The sequence below is a fragment of the Dyadobacter sp. BE31 genome, assembly GCF_031457695.1.
Taxonomy (GTDB): Bacteria; Bacteroidota; Bacteroidia; order Cytophagales; family Spirosomataceae; genus Dyadobacter.
The window spans coordinates 111,561-128,087 of sequence record NZ_JAVDXA010000006.1 but is presented as its reverse complement, the minus strand read 5'-3'; the positions used below and the strand labels follow the sequence as shown (position 1 = coordinate 128,087).

Below are 16,527 nucleotides of genomic sequence, written 5' to 3'. Positions count from 1 at the left end.
ATTATTGGATTAACCCTCCCAATGTACGCCGGTATCTTTCCAGCTTTTGGAAGCCGCTGATTCGAGTACCGCTTCGCACACTTTCTGTGTTTCGTAAGCGTCGCGGAAAGTCGGTGAGCAAGGTTTGCCGGTTTGCAGGCTTTCGAAGAAATCGGCCGCCTGGTGTACGAACGAGTGCTCGTAACCAATGCTGGTTCCGGGTATCCACCAACGTTTCATATATGGCTGGTCGCTGTCGGTCACCAGGATCGAACGCCATCCGCGCACGATCGACTGGTCGTCGTGATCGAAGTATTCGAGGCGGTTCATATCGTGCAAGTCCCAACGGATGGAAGCGTGCTCGCCATTGATTTCAAAAGTATAAAGCGCCTTGTGGCCGCGCGCATAACGCGTGGATTCGAACAAGCCTAGTGAGCCGTTATCGAAATGGCAATGGAAAATACAAGCGTCGTCGATACCTACTTTCTGTACTTCGCCGGTACCAGCGTGCTTGCGTTCCTTGATGAATGTCTCTGCCACCGCCGACACGTCCTTGATACCGCCATTGATCCACATCGCGGTGTCGATACAGTGCGCGAGCAAGTCGCCGGTCACGCCGGAACCCGCTGCGTCTACATCGAGGCGCCAGGTTGCGGTTCCGCCTTGCGGTACATCCGGGCTGATCGTCCAGTCCTGCAGGAAGTTGGCGCGGTAGTGGAAAATACGGCCCAATTTACCTGAATCCACAATTTGCTTCGCCAAAGTCACAGCAGGAACGCGGCGGTAGTTGTACCAAACCGTGTTTTTCACACCCGCAGCTTCGATAGCGTCCACCATCGTTTTCGCTTCTGCCAATGTGCGTGCCAAAGGTTTTTCGCAAAGGATCATTTTGCCCTTTGCAGCTGCCGCCAATGCGATCTCGGCGTGCGTATCGTTTGGCGTACAAATGTCCACCGCGTCGATATCGTCTCGCTCGATGATTTTGCGCCAATCGGTTTCGTACGACTCATAGCCCCATTGCTCGGCAAAGGCCTTCACCTTCTCCTCGTTGCGGGAACAAACAGCCGCCAGCACCGGGCGGTATTCGAGTTCAGGAAAAAAATCCCCGATTCTTTTATAACCATTGGTATGCGTGCGGCCCATCAAACCGGAACCGATCAGGGCGACGCGGATTTGTTTTTTTTCAGACATTAGATTTAAAATAGCTATCGGCCGTCGGCTTTCGGCTTTCGGCCTTTGGTTATAGATACTTCGGCCTGCGGCTTGCGGCTGTTGGCCTTATTTTAAAATTTTCCAGCAATCAGGTGTCAACTATCTAAAACAGGCCGATAGCTGACGGCCGACTGCCGAAGTTCTCTTACCCCTGCCACCCATGCGCATTGCGTACTCGTACCAGCGCTGCGAGGATATCGTTCCAGGTTTGTTGCTTGTACATTACCTCGTTCGGGAACATACAGCCGTCCCAGCAAATGTGGCGGAATGCTTTGGTGAGCTCGCCTTTTTCGTCGCGGAGCCAGAAGCCGGCGTGGTGTACGATATCGAGTTTGCCGTTTGGATCAGTGGCGAGGCAGTGGCGGCCGGTTTTATCGTGCGAACCGGTTCCGTGAACGGTTCCGTCGTTTTGTGCTACGTGGAAATCAATGGTCCACGGACGCAAAGCTGCGGTCATTTTCCTGAATGCTTCGTCCAAAGTTGCGCGGTCGTCCCATTGGAAATCGGCTGGCAGAATGCGGTCTTCCGGCGCATTGTAGCCGAGCAAATACAGGAATGTGTGCGACATATCAGCCTGGAAACCCACATTCGGGCGATCGGTCGCTTCCAGCGTATCGATCATCGCTTTCCAGCTGTGCATGCCTCCCCAGCAAATCTCCCCTTCGGCAGCCAGTCTCTCGCCAAAATCGGCGGCGACATCAGCAGCGCGGCGGAAAGTTTCGGCAATTTGCTTGGTATTACCTTTCGGATCAGCAGACCATGCTTCCGGCGATGCAGCCGAGTCGATGCGGATCACACCGCCATGCCGGATGCCGGCGTCACGCAATTGCTTACCGAACTCGCATGCCTTACGCACCTGCTCCACAAACGTGTCGCGGGCATCTTTGCTGCCCATTGCGGAACCAGCCCAAACGTTCGCCACGAGGCTTCCCGCTTCGAGGTTATAGCCCGCCAGCTTGTCGGCCAGGCGTTTACCGCCGTCGGCTGCGTTCAGGTATTCGCCGATATGCTCGTCAAACAAACCGATATCGACGCCATCGAATTTCACACCGTCAACCTCAGCAGCAGCGGTTTTTTCAAGCAATGTATCAAACGGAATAATCGGCTCTGAATCAGAACCTTTGCCCACGATACCAGGCCATGTGGCATTGTGGAGTTTAGGGAAATTATTTTCAGGCATGGTTTGAGGAATTTATGGTTAATGACTTCGGCTGTCAGCTGTCGGCTATCGGCTTTAGAAGAAAAACCAAAAGCTGACAGCCGACGGCCGAAAGCCGAAGTACATTTACAATACCAAATCAGGATTACCCGGACCGAAGTGCTTCAAAATCACGATCGGGTCGTTGCTTGAAGGGTTAGTAATTGTAACGCCTTCAATTGCAGCTGCTTCGCTTACGAAATATTCGTCGTTAGTCAGCTGTCCGTAGCGGATCAATGCCGGGGTTTCGATATCCCACACGCCGAACTTGCCGTGGCCTTGCATCACGATCATTCCGTATGCGGCGGCGTCTTTGATGGTTACGGTCTGTCCCGGGAAAACGGTCAATTCCTTGGCGCTGTAAGCCTCGTTTTTATAGCAAATCCAGTTCTCGCTATATCCTTCCGCCGCCATTTCTTCGACATCTTTTACCGGTTTCGGGCGCATGAAATGCTTTTCCATCAAATTAGGATTCACGTTCAGATCCCAGTCGATCACTTCCATCAACAGGTCGTAGTCGCCGATCCTGTCTTTCGGCGTTCCTTTCCAAAGTAGTTCTTCCGGAATAACTGCTTCATTGACAAGCGACTGATACATCGCGAAAATATCAGATGCTTTTTGAGGCTCATAGGTACACAAGCTGCCCGGCGCATGCAACATGCCAGGAGGCACATCCCAGCCTGTTCCCGGCTCCAGACGAAACGCCTGCGAGTAATTGGTAATCTTATTATCGCCCTTGGTGAAATTCATCAGACACTCCTTGATCTGCTCTTTGGTAGTACCGGGAGCGATACCGATAAATGTGTATGGAAAATCGCCGCCGTGGTTGTTCAATTGCGGCGGGAAATAGTAGGCTTCCGGCTTTCCATTCTGGCCCACCATAGCAGCGTGCTCATCGCGGTGGTGAATATGATGCGGAAGCGGGCCCATATTGTCAAAAAACTTGGAGTACATAGGCCAGCTTTTGTATTGATCCCAAAGTCTTTCGCCTATAATCCGGCCTTTCAGCTCTGCTACCGCGTCGCGCAATGTCACTTTCTGAACCCCTGATTCATCTTCCAAAACGATCTGACTCAAACCTTCATTTTCGCCTGTAAGCGGCCCATTTTCCGCAGGAGTAGTGGACGACAACCAACGCTCATCGATACCGCCACGCTCTCCACCCAGTATGTAGTAATCGTCGGGGTGCAATTTGATCCTGCGGCCGGGAACGCAAAACGAACGCGGCACCCACGTAGGCGCCAGGCGCAAAATTCCCTTCCCCTGCTCCAACGCCTTCTCAGCTATACTTGAAAGTCCCATTGTTTTTGTATTAAAGAATTGGTTTTGGTTATAAATATTTTGGTGCTCTGCACCGGTTACGACACATTCACCTTCAATTCAAATTCTTCGATCTCTTCCTTTGCCGTCAACACGCTCAATTCCAGATCATACGCTCTGGTTTCTTCCGGTTGAAGGAAAATCAAAGTTCCATCCTCACGCGCCTTCGCCTGGCCCGATAGCGGATGCGTACTTGGCTCGATACCGGTTACGTATTCGCCTTTGCCCCAATGCTGCCAGTTAGCGAGCCACGGCAATTGTTCTTTTTTGAATTTCAATGCGACGGCCAGCCCGAGCTTCTCATTATGCAGCCCGCAAATGCTATCGCCGAAAATATCCGCGTCCACGTCGATCAATGCTACCTCCTCCCCGCTTCCCAGATGACTTTCGAGCGGCGCGGGTGCTTTTTTGAATGCATTACCCTCTCTGAAAATCTTCGCATTCTCCTCAAATCGCGGGCGCCACTGGCCATTCCAGAGAATGTCCGTCCCCTCGTCCACAATCGGCCAGCCGAAATTGAAATGGTACAGCAGCATGTGCGGTGCCGCGGTATTGGCTTTATTTATTACCTCATCATGAATACGCAGTTTCGCTTCTCCCAATGTGGCCGAAATAGTCCTTTTCAGCTCCAAACTCGGGCCGAATGGCCGTGTTTCACGGATAATGCCGGTAATGCTCATGTCGTATTTTCCGGCGCGTAAATCGGGCTGGACGATTGAAATGATCTCCGCGGGCTGGTTACCGATCAACCCGTGCAAACCGCGGTCACCGAAGCTGTCCGACTCCGGCCCGCCCGCGTGCGAGAGGCCGCAGGTAGTGAGCAAGCCGCCGCCGAACGTGCGGAGCCAGTCAATGCCTTTGTCGGAAAACGGTTGCGGGGCAGTAACGCCGCCGTGGCTGATCCACGCCAGGCTATGCTGGTTGTAGAATGCCTCGGCAATGTCCATCGCCCGGTCGATCACTACTTTGAAGCGCAGTCCACCGCCGGTATTGATCCACGCGATGCGGGTACCGCGCCCGGCACCATTGTCGAGCACGGAAGTTTCGATGCCGCCCACCTGGATGTGGTTCGACACTTTGGTCTTCCAATCTCCCTGTTGCTCAGTCCCTTTCGAATCGCCAATCTCCATTATATCTTAATTAAACTCGTAATTATCTAAACCTGAAAAAGGCGTAAAATGCCTCTTTTTAATGCTTTTACCTCAAAAAACGCGGGATCAGGCTACCGGAACGGCGGCCAGCCAGTTTCTCACGCGGGCATTGAAATCCTCCGTATTTTCAAAATGGAATGCGTGCCCCAGCTTGTCGTACAAGAACAGTTCGGCCCCGGGAATGCCGCCGGCGACCTCTTCGGCCATCCATACCGGCGTGAAAATATCTTCCCGGCCTCCTATCACTAATGTTGGCGCATTGATTTTGCCCAGATCCGGCAATGCATTGTGGTTAATGCAAGCAGCAGCCTGCCCTTCCAATCCATGCAACGGCTGCGGAAAAGGGTTGAAAGCATCGATCCTCCGGCCATTTTCCAGATCCTCATGCTGTTTCGCATCGTCCCAAGACGATTTTGAAAAGATCAGCAATTGAATGTACAAGCTGAATTCCTCCGGCCGAAAACGTGCCTTGGCATTCATAATATGCTGAAAAAGGCCTTTCGCATAATTGTCACAACGCGCCCACGGGCACATCAGCACGAGCGATTTCACCTTTTTCGGATGCCGTATCGCGAGCTGCTGCGCGATGGTACTGCCCATCGAGCAGCCTATTACATTCACATTCTCCAAACCCAGCGAATCCAGCAAACCGGCATAATCATCCGCCATTTGCTCGGTCGAATACGGTCCGGCAGGCTTGTCTGTAAGCCCCACACCGCGGTTATCGCCGATAATGCACCGGAAATGGTGCTTCCAATCGGCCACGTGCACATTCCACACGGCCCCCGGCGCGGTAATGCCCATAATCAGGAGCAAAGGTTCGCCAGAACCGCGTTCTTCGTAGTAAAAGTTGATACCGTTGGTTTTGATGGTAGGCATATTTGGCTGAATGCTTTAGGCTATAAGCTGTAAGCCTTAGGCTTTAAGCTTTTTTGTAATGAACATTTTTGAAAAACTAGGCTTAAAGCTTATAGCTTATCGCCTAATGCTTATCTCAACGCCGGCACCAACTCCTGCTGAATCCACTTCCCGTCGTGTAGCGTCACGAAGTCCGGATCCTCGAGGGCTTCTTCGCCTTCGTCTTCGCAGATGATCCAGCCTTTGTAGTTAATGTCTTTGAGCCACTGGGTTACGCCGAGCAGGTCCACTTTGCCTTTGCCCATTAGAGTAAATTCCGGGTTGCCGTCCCAATCTTTGTAATGCACGTGGTTGATCAGCGACTGATACTCCTTCATTTTCGTCAACGGGTCCATCCCGCCGTTGATAATGTGGCCTACATCGGGCGTCCAGCCGGTTACCGACGCGTCCAGGCCTTCGAGTACGATTTTGTAGTCTTCTTCCGTGCGGATAATGGAGGTATGAGGCGAATTGGGGTGGTAGCTGCAAGGCACGCCCTTCTCGGCTGCCCGGCGCGATACCGTGTTGACGATATTCACGAGGCGTTTCTGGCGCTCTTCGATGTTATGTCTGCCTGTCGGGATTTGTACGGTATTTATAATTGCCCCCGGGAAACGCTGCGCCACGCGGATCGCATGGTCGGCCACTTCACGTTCGCGCTCTGTTTCTTCGGCTTCGTTCCAGTCCAATGCGAGGGCCAATGCAGCAAGTTGGATGCCCTGTTCTTTGAGCTTAGCTTCAAGCAAATCGGGGTCTTGGAGGTCACCCATCCAGGTAAAAATCGGTTGGATTCCCGTAAAACCCGCTTTCGCGATGACTTCGATCATATGCCCTAGCCGGCCTTGATGTGTTTGGCCGCTGTTGCTCATGAACCAGGTATAAACCTCTGATCCAAAGCGGAATGGAAGTTGTTGAGACATTAATGAGTTTATTTTCAATTATATAAAAATCACTTCGACTTCTTCTTCACTACCTCGCCCGGCATGATCAGCGAATCCCAGCCTGCCAGGTCGGAAGGTTTCACATTTGCCTTATAACCGCTGAAATTAAATGTGGTAGGTTTATACGGGCCCACAAATGCGATGTCGTTAGTAGGTTTGATGTCCTTTTCCATCCCCAGTCCCCAGAACATCGCATTCACGACCATTCTTCTGAAACCTTCATTCAGCAAATCCTCCGAAGCACCGTGCGTAGTAGTAAATGCGCGGCCTTTTTTACCGTTCTCCATCTGATAATCGCGGATCCAGGCAACGGGCAACAGCTCCTTGGTCGGATCGGCAGGCGAATCGGCTGTCATACCGTTCAGCACCTGGCCTTTTGCGAGCACAGTACCTTTCGGTGCAGCCGTATAGCCACCCGATTGCACCCACATATCTTTCACGCCGCGCATGATCGGGTGATTTTTTTGCGCCTCGTCGATGATGATTTTGGACGATTGCTTGTGGTTGGTGCCGTAGTGTGATACCCAGGTTTCACCGAGAATGTATTCCCCGAAACCATCTTTCCAGGCCGTTTTAGGCCCATTGTAGTTCCAGGTATAATGCTCCCATTTCGGATCGTTTTTGATTTCGAAAGCATGGGTCGAAGTGCGGAACGCTACGATAGGCCCGCCGCGTTTGAGGTACTTCTCGAAATGCTGCATTTCCTTGTCCTCGAAATGGGCGAAACGCATGAACAGTACCATGAGGTCGGCTTTGTCGAGCACGTCCAGGCCTTTTACATTCGAGCTTCCGGGAAGAATGTAGCCATTCTCATCGAGCGCGTACACGACCGTACACGTAAACCCGTAGCGCTTGGCCATAATGCGTGCGAGCGCGGGAAGCGATTCCTCACCCCGGTACTCGTGGTCGGTAGCAATAAAAACGATGTTTTTACCCACGCCCGGCCCCTTGTCGCCTTTGTACACGACGCGGTGTTTCGCGGGATCGTCCTGTGCTTTGGAGACGAAAGTGATCAGGGCAATGCCGAGCGCCAGCATTGATTTCAAAAGATTTTTCATAAACCCGGACTGAAAAAGGTGGTTTGATCAGAGCCCGTGTTTCAGGCCCATTTCGCGGATAAATTTGTAGCCGTTCTCGGCAATGTCCCACGGCTCGTTGAACTCCCGCCAAACGCCGATCGCATTTGCGAAACCGGGATCGTTACGTGAGAATGCTTCGATGGTCAGCCAACCGTCGTATTTGATAGCCGCCAATGCCGCGAATGCATCGTCCCACTTCACCTGGCCCGTCCCCGGCGTACCGCGGTCGTTTTCGCTGATGTGCACGTGTGCTAGCACAGGTGCGATGGTCTGCAACGCGCCCAGGTAACTTTTCTCCTCGATATTGGAATGGTGCGTATCAAACATCGCACGCACATTCGGGTGATTGGCCGCTTTCACGAGTTTGAGCAGCTGCTCCATCGTATTGCACAAATAGCATTCGAACCGGTTGAGTGCTTCCAGTGCAAATGTGATATTCGCCTGGGCTGCGTAATCGGCAGCTGCATTCAGTACCTCCCCCGCCAATGCGTATTCGCGGTCGTCTGCCGGGCGGTTCACAAAAACCGTGTGCGCCGAGTGGAACGGCCCGCAGATAACCTTCGAATTGAGGTCATGCGCACGGTCAACGGCCCATTTGATTTTATCCAAAGCTCTCCCGCGAACTTCCGCTGATTCGCTCACGGGATTTTCGTCGGCGCCGACTGTCATTACCGCCGTGGTTTCGAGGCCCAGATCTTTCACAAAACTGCCCATTCGCTGATAAGCAGCAGCTTCCTGGGGGCCTAAATAAAACTCGACGCCGTCGTAGCCAATCGTTTTCAGTCTCTCGATGATCGGAAACAAGTCGTCCGAAACCGCCGCCGTCCAGGCCAGCACATTAAATCCAATTTTATTCATTGTTAAGGCTTTACGCTTTAAGCCTTAGGCTATAAGCTTTGCATTAATGGTTTTGCATTATGCCGCCGGCCGACAGCCGACAGCCGATGTTAAATTAATACTGTTTGATGCGCAGATCTCTGTATTCCACTTTCATAGGTGGGCCTACATGTACCTGTACCCCTAAAAGGCCTTTTTTTGCTCCATTTACCGTGTCGTTGTCGGTAACATCGCTCATCAGGACGCCGTTAATGTAGTGTTGCAGGTGATTTCCCTTCACAATGAGGTGGAAAGTATTCCAGTCTTCGCTTTTGATCAAAGTTTTCAAAGAATCGGAAGAACCGAGCGAGCCTACCACTTCGAAACCGGTCCAGGCATTCTTGGACACATTCTTGCGTACGCCTTCCGGTGTTTTTTCGCCAGTATATTCCTTAATGACCGTTTTCTGGCCACGGTAGGCCAATGTGGTACGCTTGCGTTCTTCGTAGTTCTGGCCGGTGTAGTTGTTTTTACCGTCGATATCGGCCTGGTAGCCCTTCAATGCGAAAGGCACGTCGGTGAGTTGCTCGCTGCGGTAGTTGATACCCGAGTTACCTGCCGCTGCAATCTTAAAAGAGCCTTTCAGCTCGAAATCGCCCGGTTCGCCGCCGCGCCAGATGATAAATGAATTGGTTTTCAGCAGTGTTTCAGGAGTGATTTCGCCAACGAGCGAGCCGTTTTCCACACGCCAGTATTTCGGATCGCCATCCCAGCCTTTAAGTGTTTTTCCGTCGAAGATGGATTTGAAGCCTTTTTCACTTTTTTGGGCAAAAGTGTCGACCTGGCTGGTGAGGGTCATCATGGCGGCCATAAGGATTCCGGCCTTGATAAATCTGAAACTCATTTTGATCGCATTTATAGGTTTAGTGACTCCTGAACAACTGATTTCCCTTACTGCAAGGGCAATTTGGACATTAACTTCTCTTAAAAAAGCAGAAATTAATATCCAAAAATTCCTAAAAATATCTGATGCACTATCCTGTACTAACCTGCTACTGGCGCGAAGGTCTTGCCTTCGTGCCTGCTATATTGCAGAGCTCCTGCTCTGCCATGCACGATGATCGCCGTTCCGACCGGCCATAGGCCTGCGAATAGTAAGTACGAAGCCGGAGCTGCGTACCAGCTGTTACGGCAGCGGATCGCCGGGAGTTTTTGCGGCGGGATCATACACAGCCACTCCTACGCGCGAGTCGGCGCAGCCGTAATAGAGCAGCCATTTTTTCTTGTGATACACCATTCCCTCAATAAAAACCGTCCCCGCCACGTACTGGCCGCTCTTTTCGAATGACTCCATTGGACGGAAGAATGGCGTATCGAGACGGGCGAGCACTTTGGTGGGGTCATTTTTATCAAACAACACCTGACCGGCGCAGTAGCTGTTCGGCGTGAAGCGCTTATCCCCGTCTTCGCCTTTATCATTCTTGCCATTGTAAAGCAGCACAATGCCGTGGTCGGTGAGAATGGCCGGCGGACCGCATTCGGTGAGGTTACTGTCGAAATAGCCCTTTCTTGGGGAAATAAGATTGACCAGCTCGCCTTTGCTATCGACTACCGGCTCCCAGTTGATCAGGTCTGTGGAGGTGGCAATATTGACGTTGGCTTCGCCGAAATAGAGCCAGTATTTTCCATTGATTTTAGCGATTACTTGCTTGTCGCCCACCAGTTTGGTCACGATGGAACCCGATTTGGTCCAGATATTATTGAATTTGCCATGGTATGCTTCTCTGAACACCGGGCCGTATTTTTCCCATCTGAGCAAATCGCGGGATGTGGCTACCCCCAGGCGGGCCTTGTCTTTGTTCCATTGCGTGTAAACAACCACATAGAGGCCATCTTCGGTAACAGCCACACGCGGATCTTCGCAGCCGCCGGGCCATTCGTTGGCTTTCTGGCTGTCTTCGGCAGGGAATAGCACAGGTTCCTTTCTTCTTTTGAAATGGATTCCGTCCTCGCTCTCCGCATAACCCAACCGCGACGTCCGCATTCCGATCGCCTTTCCAGCCTTGTCCTCGGCGCGGTACAGCACCACGATCTTCCCATTTTTCATAGTCGCGGCGGGGTTAAAGGTATCGTTCGATTCCCAATCGACCCGGCGCTTGTTCATCGGGCAAAAAAACCGGGAAGTACTGTCAGGCGAAATAACCGGGTTCACGCCGGCAGGTCGTTTGAAGCCGCCGAATGCCCATTCGGGCAATTTGTTTTCAGTTTGGGCAAACGCCCGACCGGTAAAGATCGATGTGCATATAGCGAGGCCCGCGATGAAATTTTTCATAGATTTTCTATCAGTTATCAAATCACGTTTGCCAAATATAGAGCAAAAAAAATCCGGTCTGATCGCTCAAACCGGATTTTATATCTGCTAAATATTCGCTGATTATTTGTTGGCCACCAGGCTTACATCGAGTGTAAAATCGTTGTCGATCGCCTTGTCGCCAAGGTTTTCGAAGAAGTTGGTCGAACGGAATTTGATGTCGTATTTGGTACGGTCGATGGCGACTTTCGCATTAGCTGTCACCTTTTTAGCATCGGCTGTTACCGTAGCAGGGAATTTTACATCCTGAGTAATGCCTTTGATCGTCAGTTTACCGGTTACATCGTAAGCATTGCCGCCCTTAGGTGTTACCGAAGAAATAACCAGTTTCGCCTGCGGGTGTTTTTCTACCGAGAAAAAGTCGTCGCTTTTGAGGTGATTGGTCAGTTTGCCGTTCATTTCCTTATCAGTTACGTCGGTCACCACCAGGGATTTGATATCGGCTACAAAACTTCCTCCTTTGAGCTTATCGTTATCAATCACGAGCGTACCGCTTTCCAGGGGCACAGTTCCTGCGTGTGTTCCTGTCACTTTTTTAGCGCCCCAGTTGATGGTGCTCGCTTTGGTATCCACCTTCAGGGTTTTGTCGGCAGCACTCTTTCCAGGACCGTTGGCAATAGCCGCAACATTGAAAAGCAAACCAGCTGCTGCGAGTACAAACATTCTTTTCATAATAATTTCAATCGTTTAAAGTGTAGAACTGTTTTGAAAGATATAAAGAATAAAAAGCACTTAACAAATCATTAACAGGCTTTAACAAACGCATACGCCGTTTCTTAGGAGCGCGTTGCTTCGCTTTCCAGCAATTTCACGCCTTCGAACCGTTCTAAAAGCTTTTTGCCATCAGTCCAGTCTTCGAGCCCTGAAACGGCATTGATGTGCCCCTTTTTACCGACGTTCACAAAATCGCTTCCCCAATTCGCAGCAAATACCTTGGAACGGCCTATGGTCGCATAAATATCGTTGGTACTCGCCACCACGATCGTTTTGAAAGGGATCGTACGCACGGGTATCGGTGTGAAACCCACCACGAAATTCAACCGTTTGGAAAGCTCCGCATCAGCCGGGGCCACCAGTAATGCACCTTTAATGAGCTCCGAACTAAACTCCTGCGCCCAATGCGCGACGGTAATACAGCCCAGGCTATGTGCAATAAGGATCGTCGGTTCGGTGAGTTCGCTGATCTGCTTTTGCAGCTGCGCCACCCAATCCTGCTTTACCGGCCAATCCCAGTTCTCCTGCTGTACGCGGTCGAAACGGTCGGGATATTGCTCTTCCCAGATAGTCTGCCAATGCTGCGGGCCTGAGCTCGCAAGCCCTGGTACGGTCAGAAAGCGCACACTCATGATATTATTGGTTTGGTACTCAAATCATTTTTTGTCCATTACACAACGAAAACCGAGGTTGTTGCTGCCGCTGGTCACTTCGCCTTTGCCGCGGCTACCTGCCTTATAACGAATACAATAGTCGTCGCTGCAAAGGAACGACCCTCCCCGCTGCACGCGTTTCACCGCGCCGGGTTCGTCGGGGTCGTAGCTATCCGACGGTCCTTTCGGGTTTGCAGCCGGGCTTTTCTGGTAGTAATCAGGGCGGTAAAGGTCCTCGCACCATTCCCACACATTTCCATCCATATCATACAAGCCATAAGGGTTGGCAGGGAAGGATTTGATCGGTGCGGCCGTGAGGTAGCCATCTTCTTTGGTATTCTTGTCGGGGAAACTGCCCTGGTAAATGTTAGCCACCCACTTGCCTCCCGGTTTGAGCTGGTCGCCCCAGTAATAGGTATGGTTTCCTTTGCCGCCTTGCGCTGCAAACTCCCATTCTGCCTCGGTAGGCAGCCTTTTCCCGGCCCACTTGGCATATGCGGCTGCATCTTCGTATGATACGTGTACTACCGGGTAGTTTTCACGGCCTGTAATGGAGCTCGAAGGTCCTTCGGGATGCGCCCAGTTGGCACCCGGCACGTAGTTCCACCATTGCAGCGGGTTATCCAGGCTTACGCGTGTAGGCGTAGGCGTGAATACCGCCGAGCCTGGCACCAACTTATCTGCCGGGACACCGGGATAATCGGCTGGGTTCAATGGACGTTCGGCAACGGTTTTATAATTGGTCGCTTTGACGAATGCGGCGAATTCGGCATTCGTTACTTCGTGGGCATCTATATAATAGCCGTTCACAGTCACTTCGTGCATCGGACGGGAGTCCGGGAACTCGTCGGCGCCCATAAGGAACTTGCCTCCGGGGATCCAAACCATTCCGGTGCTGTCGCCGGCTCCTTCCGTTACCAGGCTCGCATTCCTGATCGCGGATGCGCGTGAAGGCATTCCGTCGGCAATGCATGCCGCCAGGCTGTCGGCTTTGCGCTTTTCTTCGGCGGTTTGTTTGTTTCCGCAGCTCGATAGTGTCACAGCCACAACGCCCATTAGCCCGCAAAATCCTTTTATTGAAAACTCCATATTCCTGAAAACTCGATTACGCTTTTTTTAACTCAACTTTAAAAACATCCTTCAACGCCTGCCGCGCCGCGTGGTACCCGCACATCCCATGTACGCCACCGCCCGGAGGTGTGGACGACGAACAGATATAAATGCCCTCTGCCGAGGTGCGATAGGGTGAAATGCTTAGCACCGGCCGCGAATACAGCTGCCACACATCCTGGACACCACCGTTGATATCCCCTCCGATGTAATTCGGGTTATATTGTTCAAATGCGCTGGCATTGGTAATGTGCCTGGCCTTGATCACATCCTTGAAACCCGGTGCATACCGCTCGATCTGGCTTTCCAGGGCGTCGGTCATATCGCGGTCGTCGCCATTCGGCACGTGGCAATAAGCCCAGGCCGTGTGCTTGCCCTCGGGTGCGCGGGTACTGTCGAACAGGCTCTGCTGCGCTACCAATGCAAAAGGCTTCTCGCCGCGCTTTCCATTTCCCACATTGCGTTCGTACCGCACTATTTCTTCCAATGTATTTCCTAAATGCACTGTACCTGCTCCCCGGCATTCCTCACGCTGGAACGGTATCGGCTCGTCCAGGGCCCAATCGACCTTGAAAATCCCTGGACCGTGGCGATAAGCTTCGAGGCGCCTTCTATACAAAGAACTCAACCTTTCGCCTGCAATGCGCACCAACTGCTTAGGGGTTACATCCATTAAAATCGCTTTGGCGGAAGGGAGTTCATTCACCGATCCGACCATCCAGCCCGTCTGGATCTTCCCTCCGAGCGCTTGGTAGTAAGCCGCCAATGCATCCGCAATGCTCTGACTACCGCCCACGGGAATCACCCATCCTTTCATATGCGCCGCCGCCATGAGCATAATGCCAAAGGCCGACGTTGCGATATTGCCCAGCGGCTGGATCGAATGCGCGGCCATTCCGGCCCATAATGCGCGCGCCTCCGCTGTTTTGAATTTACCGGCCGTCCAGGTAGCGGGTGGCAATGCCTGCAACCCGAAACCCGCCAGCCGGAAAGGCTCTCCGGGCCATCCCAGCGGCCCGAGCAAGTCAGGCAACAGCTTCGGCACGGATTCGAGCAGGCTGCCCATCCATTTGCGATAGGTGTCACCATCTGCACCCAGCTGCCGGGCCGTCGCTTCTACCGACCGGTCGAGGACCGCCACGCGACCGCCATCCAGCGGGTGCGCCGCATCGTGCGTGGGCTGAACGAATCGCAACCCGAAGTCGGCCAGCGGCAATCTTTCAAAGAACGGCGACATGAGCGCCATCGGATGTACAGCCGAACAAATATCGTGGCGGTAACCCGGCAGCGTCAGTTCCGCTGTGCGCATGCCACCGCCGATTGTCTCCTTCCCTTCGATGAGCAATACCGAAAGCCCCGATTCCTGTAAGGTAATAGCAGCCGCGAGCCCGTTAGGACCGGAACCGACCACTATTGCATCATATTCAGAATTTCGGGTATCCGCCACGCTGATCAGGGTTTCGCTGTCGCGAGGATTTTCAATGCCTCGTCGTCCTTGTATTCGTTCATCAATGCTTTCAGCTTGATTTTAAGGTCGGCTGTCAGCTTTTCTGTTCCTTTTGTTCCGTAAATATTGGAAACCTCTTTCGGGTCTTTCTGCAAATCATACAATTCCCACGAGTCGGCTCCCTGATAAAAATAGACCAGTTTATAGCGGTTGGTTCTCAACCCGAAATGCGGATACACATGGTGCGGCTGGGGGAACTCGTAATAGTGGTAATAAGCTTCTTTTCTCCAAGGAACCTGAGCGGCGTTATTGGCTTTCAGCAATGGCAGGAACGATTTGCCCTGCATATCAGCCGGCGTTTTTACACCCGCGATATTCAATACGGTCGGAGCCCAGTCGATATTCACCACGAGGTCATTCACCTTGGTCCCCGGCTTGATCACGCCCGGATAACGGATCACAAACGGTGTTTTCAATGATTCTTCATAAATAAACCGTTTGTCGAACCAGCCGTGCTCGCCAAGGTAAAAGCCCTGGTCGGAAGCATAAATCACGACGGTGTTTTTGGACAAACCGCTTTTGTCCAGATAGTCGAGCAGCTTGCCGATGTTGCGGTCCAGGGAATTGGCAGTCGAGAAGTAATCGCGGAGATAACGCTGGAACTTCCACTCCACCAATGCTTTTCCTGTCAGATTTTTATCCGTTACTTCTTTGGATACTTTGTCATAATAGGCCTTAAAAACCTTCTTCTGCTCGGCATTAAGCCGGTTGTAGAGGAAATCCTTTTCATAATCCACCCCCACTTTCAAATCGAACTTCATGCGCATCGTTTTGTCGATGGTCATATCCTGGTCCGCAGCAGCCTTTCTGCCTTTGTAGTCGTCATAAAATGTCGACGGTATCGGGAAAGTCACATTATCGTATGCCCCCAGGTCCTGCAAATCGGGCATCCATTCGCGGTGTGTGGCTTTATGGCCTACAATCAGGAAGAATGGCTTGCTATCATCACGCTTTTCGAGCCATCCGGTAGCAAATTGGGTAATAAGGTCCGAAACATAGCCGGTGTATTTGGTCGTGTCATTAGGCTGGCCGATGAACTCCGGGTTATAGTAATGCCCCTGGTCAGGCAGCACATTCCAGTAATCGAAACCCGCGGGCAGGCTGTTCAAATGCATTTTACCAATCCAGGCCGTTTGGTAACCATTGTTACGGAGCGTTTCGGACAGCAACGTCTGGCTGGTATCGAACTTCGTCCGGTCATTGCGTTTGTAGCCATTCAGGTGGCTGTACTTGCCCGTGAGCAATGTCGCACGGCTCGGGCCGCATATCGAGTTGGTCACCAGATTGTTGGTCAGCAATGCACCTTCGCGGGCAATGCGGTCGATATTGGGGGTTTTAACGATCTTGTTCCCATAAGCCCCGATTCCCTGATAAGCGTGGTCGTCGGAGAAAATAAAAATAATGTTCGGGCGCTTGGCTGTCTGGGCGTGGCTCGTCGAAATAGACAAAACCAGCGCAATCAGGCCGAAAAAGGCCTTTAAAGTCAACTTCCCAGGGTGGTTAAGAATAGCAAACATGAATTACTCTATATAATAGGTAGACAAAATAAACTTATGCGAAATCAATTCGCAAGCGTTTG

15 protein-coding genes are annotated in these 16,527 nt (G+C 52.0%); all 15 read right to left on the bottom strand.

The genetic code is table 11. From position 1 onward, the window contains the following. Positions 1-9 precede the first annotated feature (9 nt). Positions 10-1,170, bottom strand: a complete 1,161-nt coding sequence (locus J2Y43_RS26165; protein ID WP_309990002.1) for a Gfo/Idh/MocA family oxidoreductase — start codon at positions 1,168-1,170, stop codon at positions 10-12. Positions 1,171-1,336: 166 nt separating this feature from the next. Further along, a complete protein-coding gene (locus J2Y43_RS26160) occupies positions 1,337-2,371 on the bottom strand; it encodes a TIM barrel protein (RefSeq protein WP_309990005.1) in 1,035 nt (344 codons plus the stop codon). A gap of 105 nt (positions 2,372-2,476) precedes the next feature. Further along, a complete protein-coding gene (locus J2Y43_RS26155) occupies positions 2,477-3,691 on the bottom strand; it encodes a hypothetical protein (RefSeq protein ID WP_309990009.1) in 1,215 nt (404 codons plus the stop codon). Positions 3,692-3,747: 56 nt separating this feature from the next. Next, positions 3,748-4,839: an aldose 1-epimerase family protein gene (locus J2Y43_RS26150; RefSeq protein WP_309990012.1), complete on the bottom strand. Its 1,092-nt coding sequence runs from the start codon at positions 4,837-4,839 to the stop codon at positions 3,748-3,750. An 87-nt stretch (positions 4,840-4,926) separates the two neighbouring features. Further along, entirely contained in the window at positions 4,927-5,739 is an 813-nt protein-coding gene (locus tag J2Y43_RS26145) for an alpha/beta hydrolase (RefSeq protein WP_309990015.1), read from the bottom strand. A gap of 110 nt (positions 5,740-5,849) precedes the next feature. Then, complete coding sequence (locus tag J2Y43_RS26140; protein WP_309990017.1) at positions 5,850-6,677, bottom strand: TIM barrel protein; 828 nt, start codon at positions 6,675-6,677, stop codon at positions 5,850-5,852. 29 nt (positions 6,678-6,706) lie between these two features. Next, entirely contained in the window at positions 6,707-7,756 is a 1,050-nt protein-coding gene (locus tag J2Y43_RS26135) for a ThuA domain-containing protein (RefSeq protein ID WP_309990020.1), read from the bottom strand. Positions 7,757-7,783: 27 nt separating this feature from the next. Continuing rightward, positions 7,784-8,635: a sugar phosphate isomerase/epimerase family protein gene (locus tag J2Y43_RS26130; RefSeq protein ID WP_309990025.1), complete on the bottom strand. Its 852-nt coding sequence runs from the start codon at positions 8,633-8,635 to the stop codon at positions 7,784-7,786. A 94-nt stretch (positions 8,636-8,729) separates the two neighbouring features. Beyond that, entirely contained in the window at positions 8,730-9,464 is a 735-nt protein-coding gene (locus J2Y43_RS26125) for a DUF1080 domain-containing protein (RefSeq protein ID WP_409014505.1), read from the bottom strand. 315 nt (positions 9,465-9,779) lie between these two features. Continuing rightward, complete coding sequence (locus J2Y43_RS26120; RefSeq protein WP_309990028.1) at positions 9,780-10,925, bottom strand: glycoside hydrolase family 130 protein; 1,146 nt, start codon at positions 10,923-10,925, stop codon at positions 9,780-9,782. A 102-nt stretch (positions 10,926-11,027) separates the two neighbouring features. Then, positions 11,028-11,627: a YceI family protein gene (locus tag J2Y43_RS26115; RefSeq protein ID WP_409014506.1), complete on the bottom strand. Its 600-nt coding sequence runs from the start codon at positions 11,625-11,627 to the stop codon at positions 11,028-11,030. Positions 11,628-11,740: 113 nt separating this feature from the next. Continuing rightward, positions 11,741-12,310, bottom strand: coding sequence for an alpha/beta hydrolase (locus J2Y43_RS26110; protein ID WP_309990031.1), 570 nt, complete (start codon positions 12,308-12,310; stop codon positions 11,741-11,743). A 24-nt stretch (positions 12,311-12,334) separates the two neighbouring features. Next, complete coding sequence (locus tag J2Y43_RS26105) at positions 12,335-13,420, bottom strand: formylglycine-generating enzyme family protein (RefSeq protein ID WP_309990034.1); 1,086 nt, start codon at positions 13,418-13,420, stop codon at positions 12,335-12,337. A 16-nt stretch (positions 13,421-13,436) separates the two neighbouring features. Then, entirely contained in the window at positions 13,437-14,888 is a 1,452-nt protein-coding gene (locus J2Y43_RS26100) for an NAD(P)/FAD-dependent oxidoreductase (RefSeq protein ID WP_309990036.1), read from the bottom strand. A 5-nt stretch (positions 14,889-14,893) separates the two neighbouring features. Beyond that, positions 14,894-16,465: a sulfatase gene (locus J2Y43_RS26095; protein ID WP_309990038.1), complete on the bottom strand. Its 1,572-nt coding sequence runs from the start codon at positions 16,463-16,465 to the stop codon at positions 14,894-14,896. Between the last annotated feature and the right edge of the window lie 62 nt (positions 16,466-16,527).

Coding starts and splice junctions, on each gene's coding strand:
- J2Y43_RS26135 (WP_309990020.1), bottom strand. CDS start 7,756: ATGAAAAATCTTTTGAAATCAATGCTGGCGCTCGGCATTGCCCTGATC.
- J2Y43_RS26125 (WP_409014505.1), bottom strand. CDS start 9,464: ATGGCCGCCATGATGACCCTCACCAGCCAGGTCGACACTTTTGCCCAA.
- J2Y43_RS26160 (WP_309990005.1), bottom strand. CDS start 2,371: ATGCCTGAAAATAATTTCCCTAAACTCCACAATGCCACATGGCCTGGT.
- J2Y43_RS26165 (WP_309990002.1), bottom strand. CDS start 1,170: ATGTCTGAAAAAAAACAAATCCGCGTCGCCCTGATCGGTTCCGGTTTG.
- J2Y43_RS26145 (WP_309990015.1), bottom strand. CDS start 5,739: ATGCCTACCATCAAAACCAACGGTATCAACTTTTACTACGAAGAACGC.
- J2Y43_RS26155 (WP_309990009.1), bottom strand. CDS start 3,691: ATGGGACTTTCAAGTATAGCTGAGAAGGCGTTGGAGCAGGGGAAGGGA.
- J2Y43_RS26120 (WP_309990028.1), bottom strand. CDS start 10,925: ATGAAAAATTTCATCGCGGGCCTCGCTATATGCACATCGATCTTTACC.
- J2Y43_RS26140 (WP_309990017.1), bottom strand. CDS start 6,677: ATGTCTCAACAACTTCCATTCCGCTTTGGATCAGAGGTTTATACCTGG.
- J2Y43_RS26130 (WP_309990025.1), bottom strand. CDS start 8,635: ATGAATAAAATTGGATTTAATGTGCTGGCCTGGACGGCGGCGGTTTCG.
- J2Y43_RS26115 (WP_409014506.1), bottom strand. CDS start 11,627: ATGTTTGTACTCGCAGCAGCTGGTTTGCTTTTCAATGTTGCGGCTATT.
- J2Y43_RS26150 (WP_309990012.1), bottom strand. CDS start 4,839: ATGGAGATTGGCGATTCGAAAGGGACTGAGCAACAGGGAGATTGGAAG.
- J2Y43_RS26110 (WP_309990031.1), bottom strand. CDS start 12,310: ATGAGTGTGCGCTTTCTGACCGTACCAGGGCTTGCGAGCTCAGGCCCG.
- J2Y43_RS26095 (WP_309990038.1), bottom strand. CDS start 16,465: ATGTTTGCTATTCTTAACCACCCTGGGAAGTTGACTTTAAAGGCCTTT.
- J2Y43_RS26105 (WP_309990034.1), bottom strand. CDS start 13,420: ATGGAGTTTTCAATAAAAGGATTTTGCGGGCTAATGGGCGTTGTGGCT.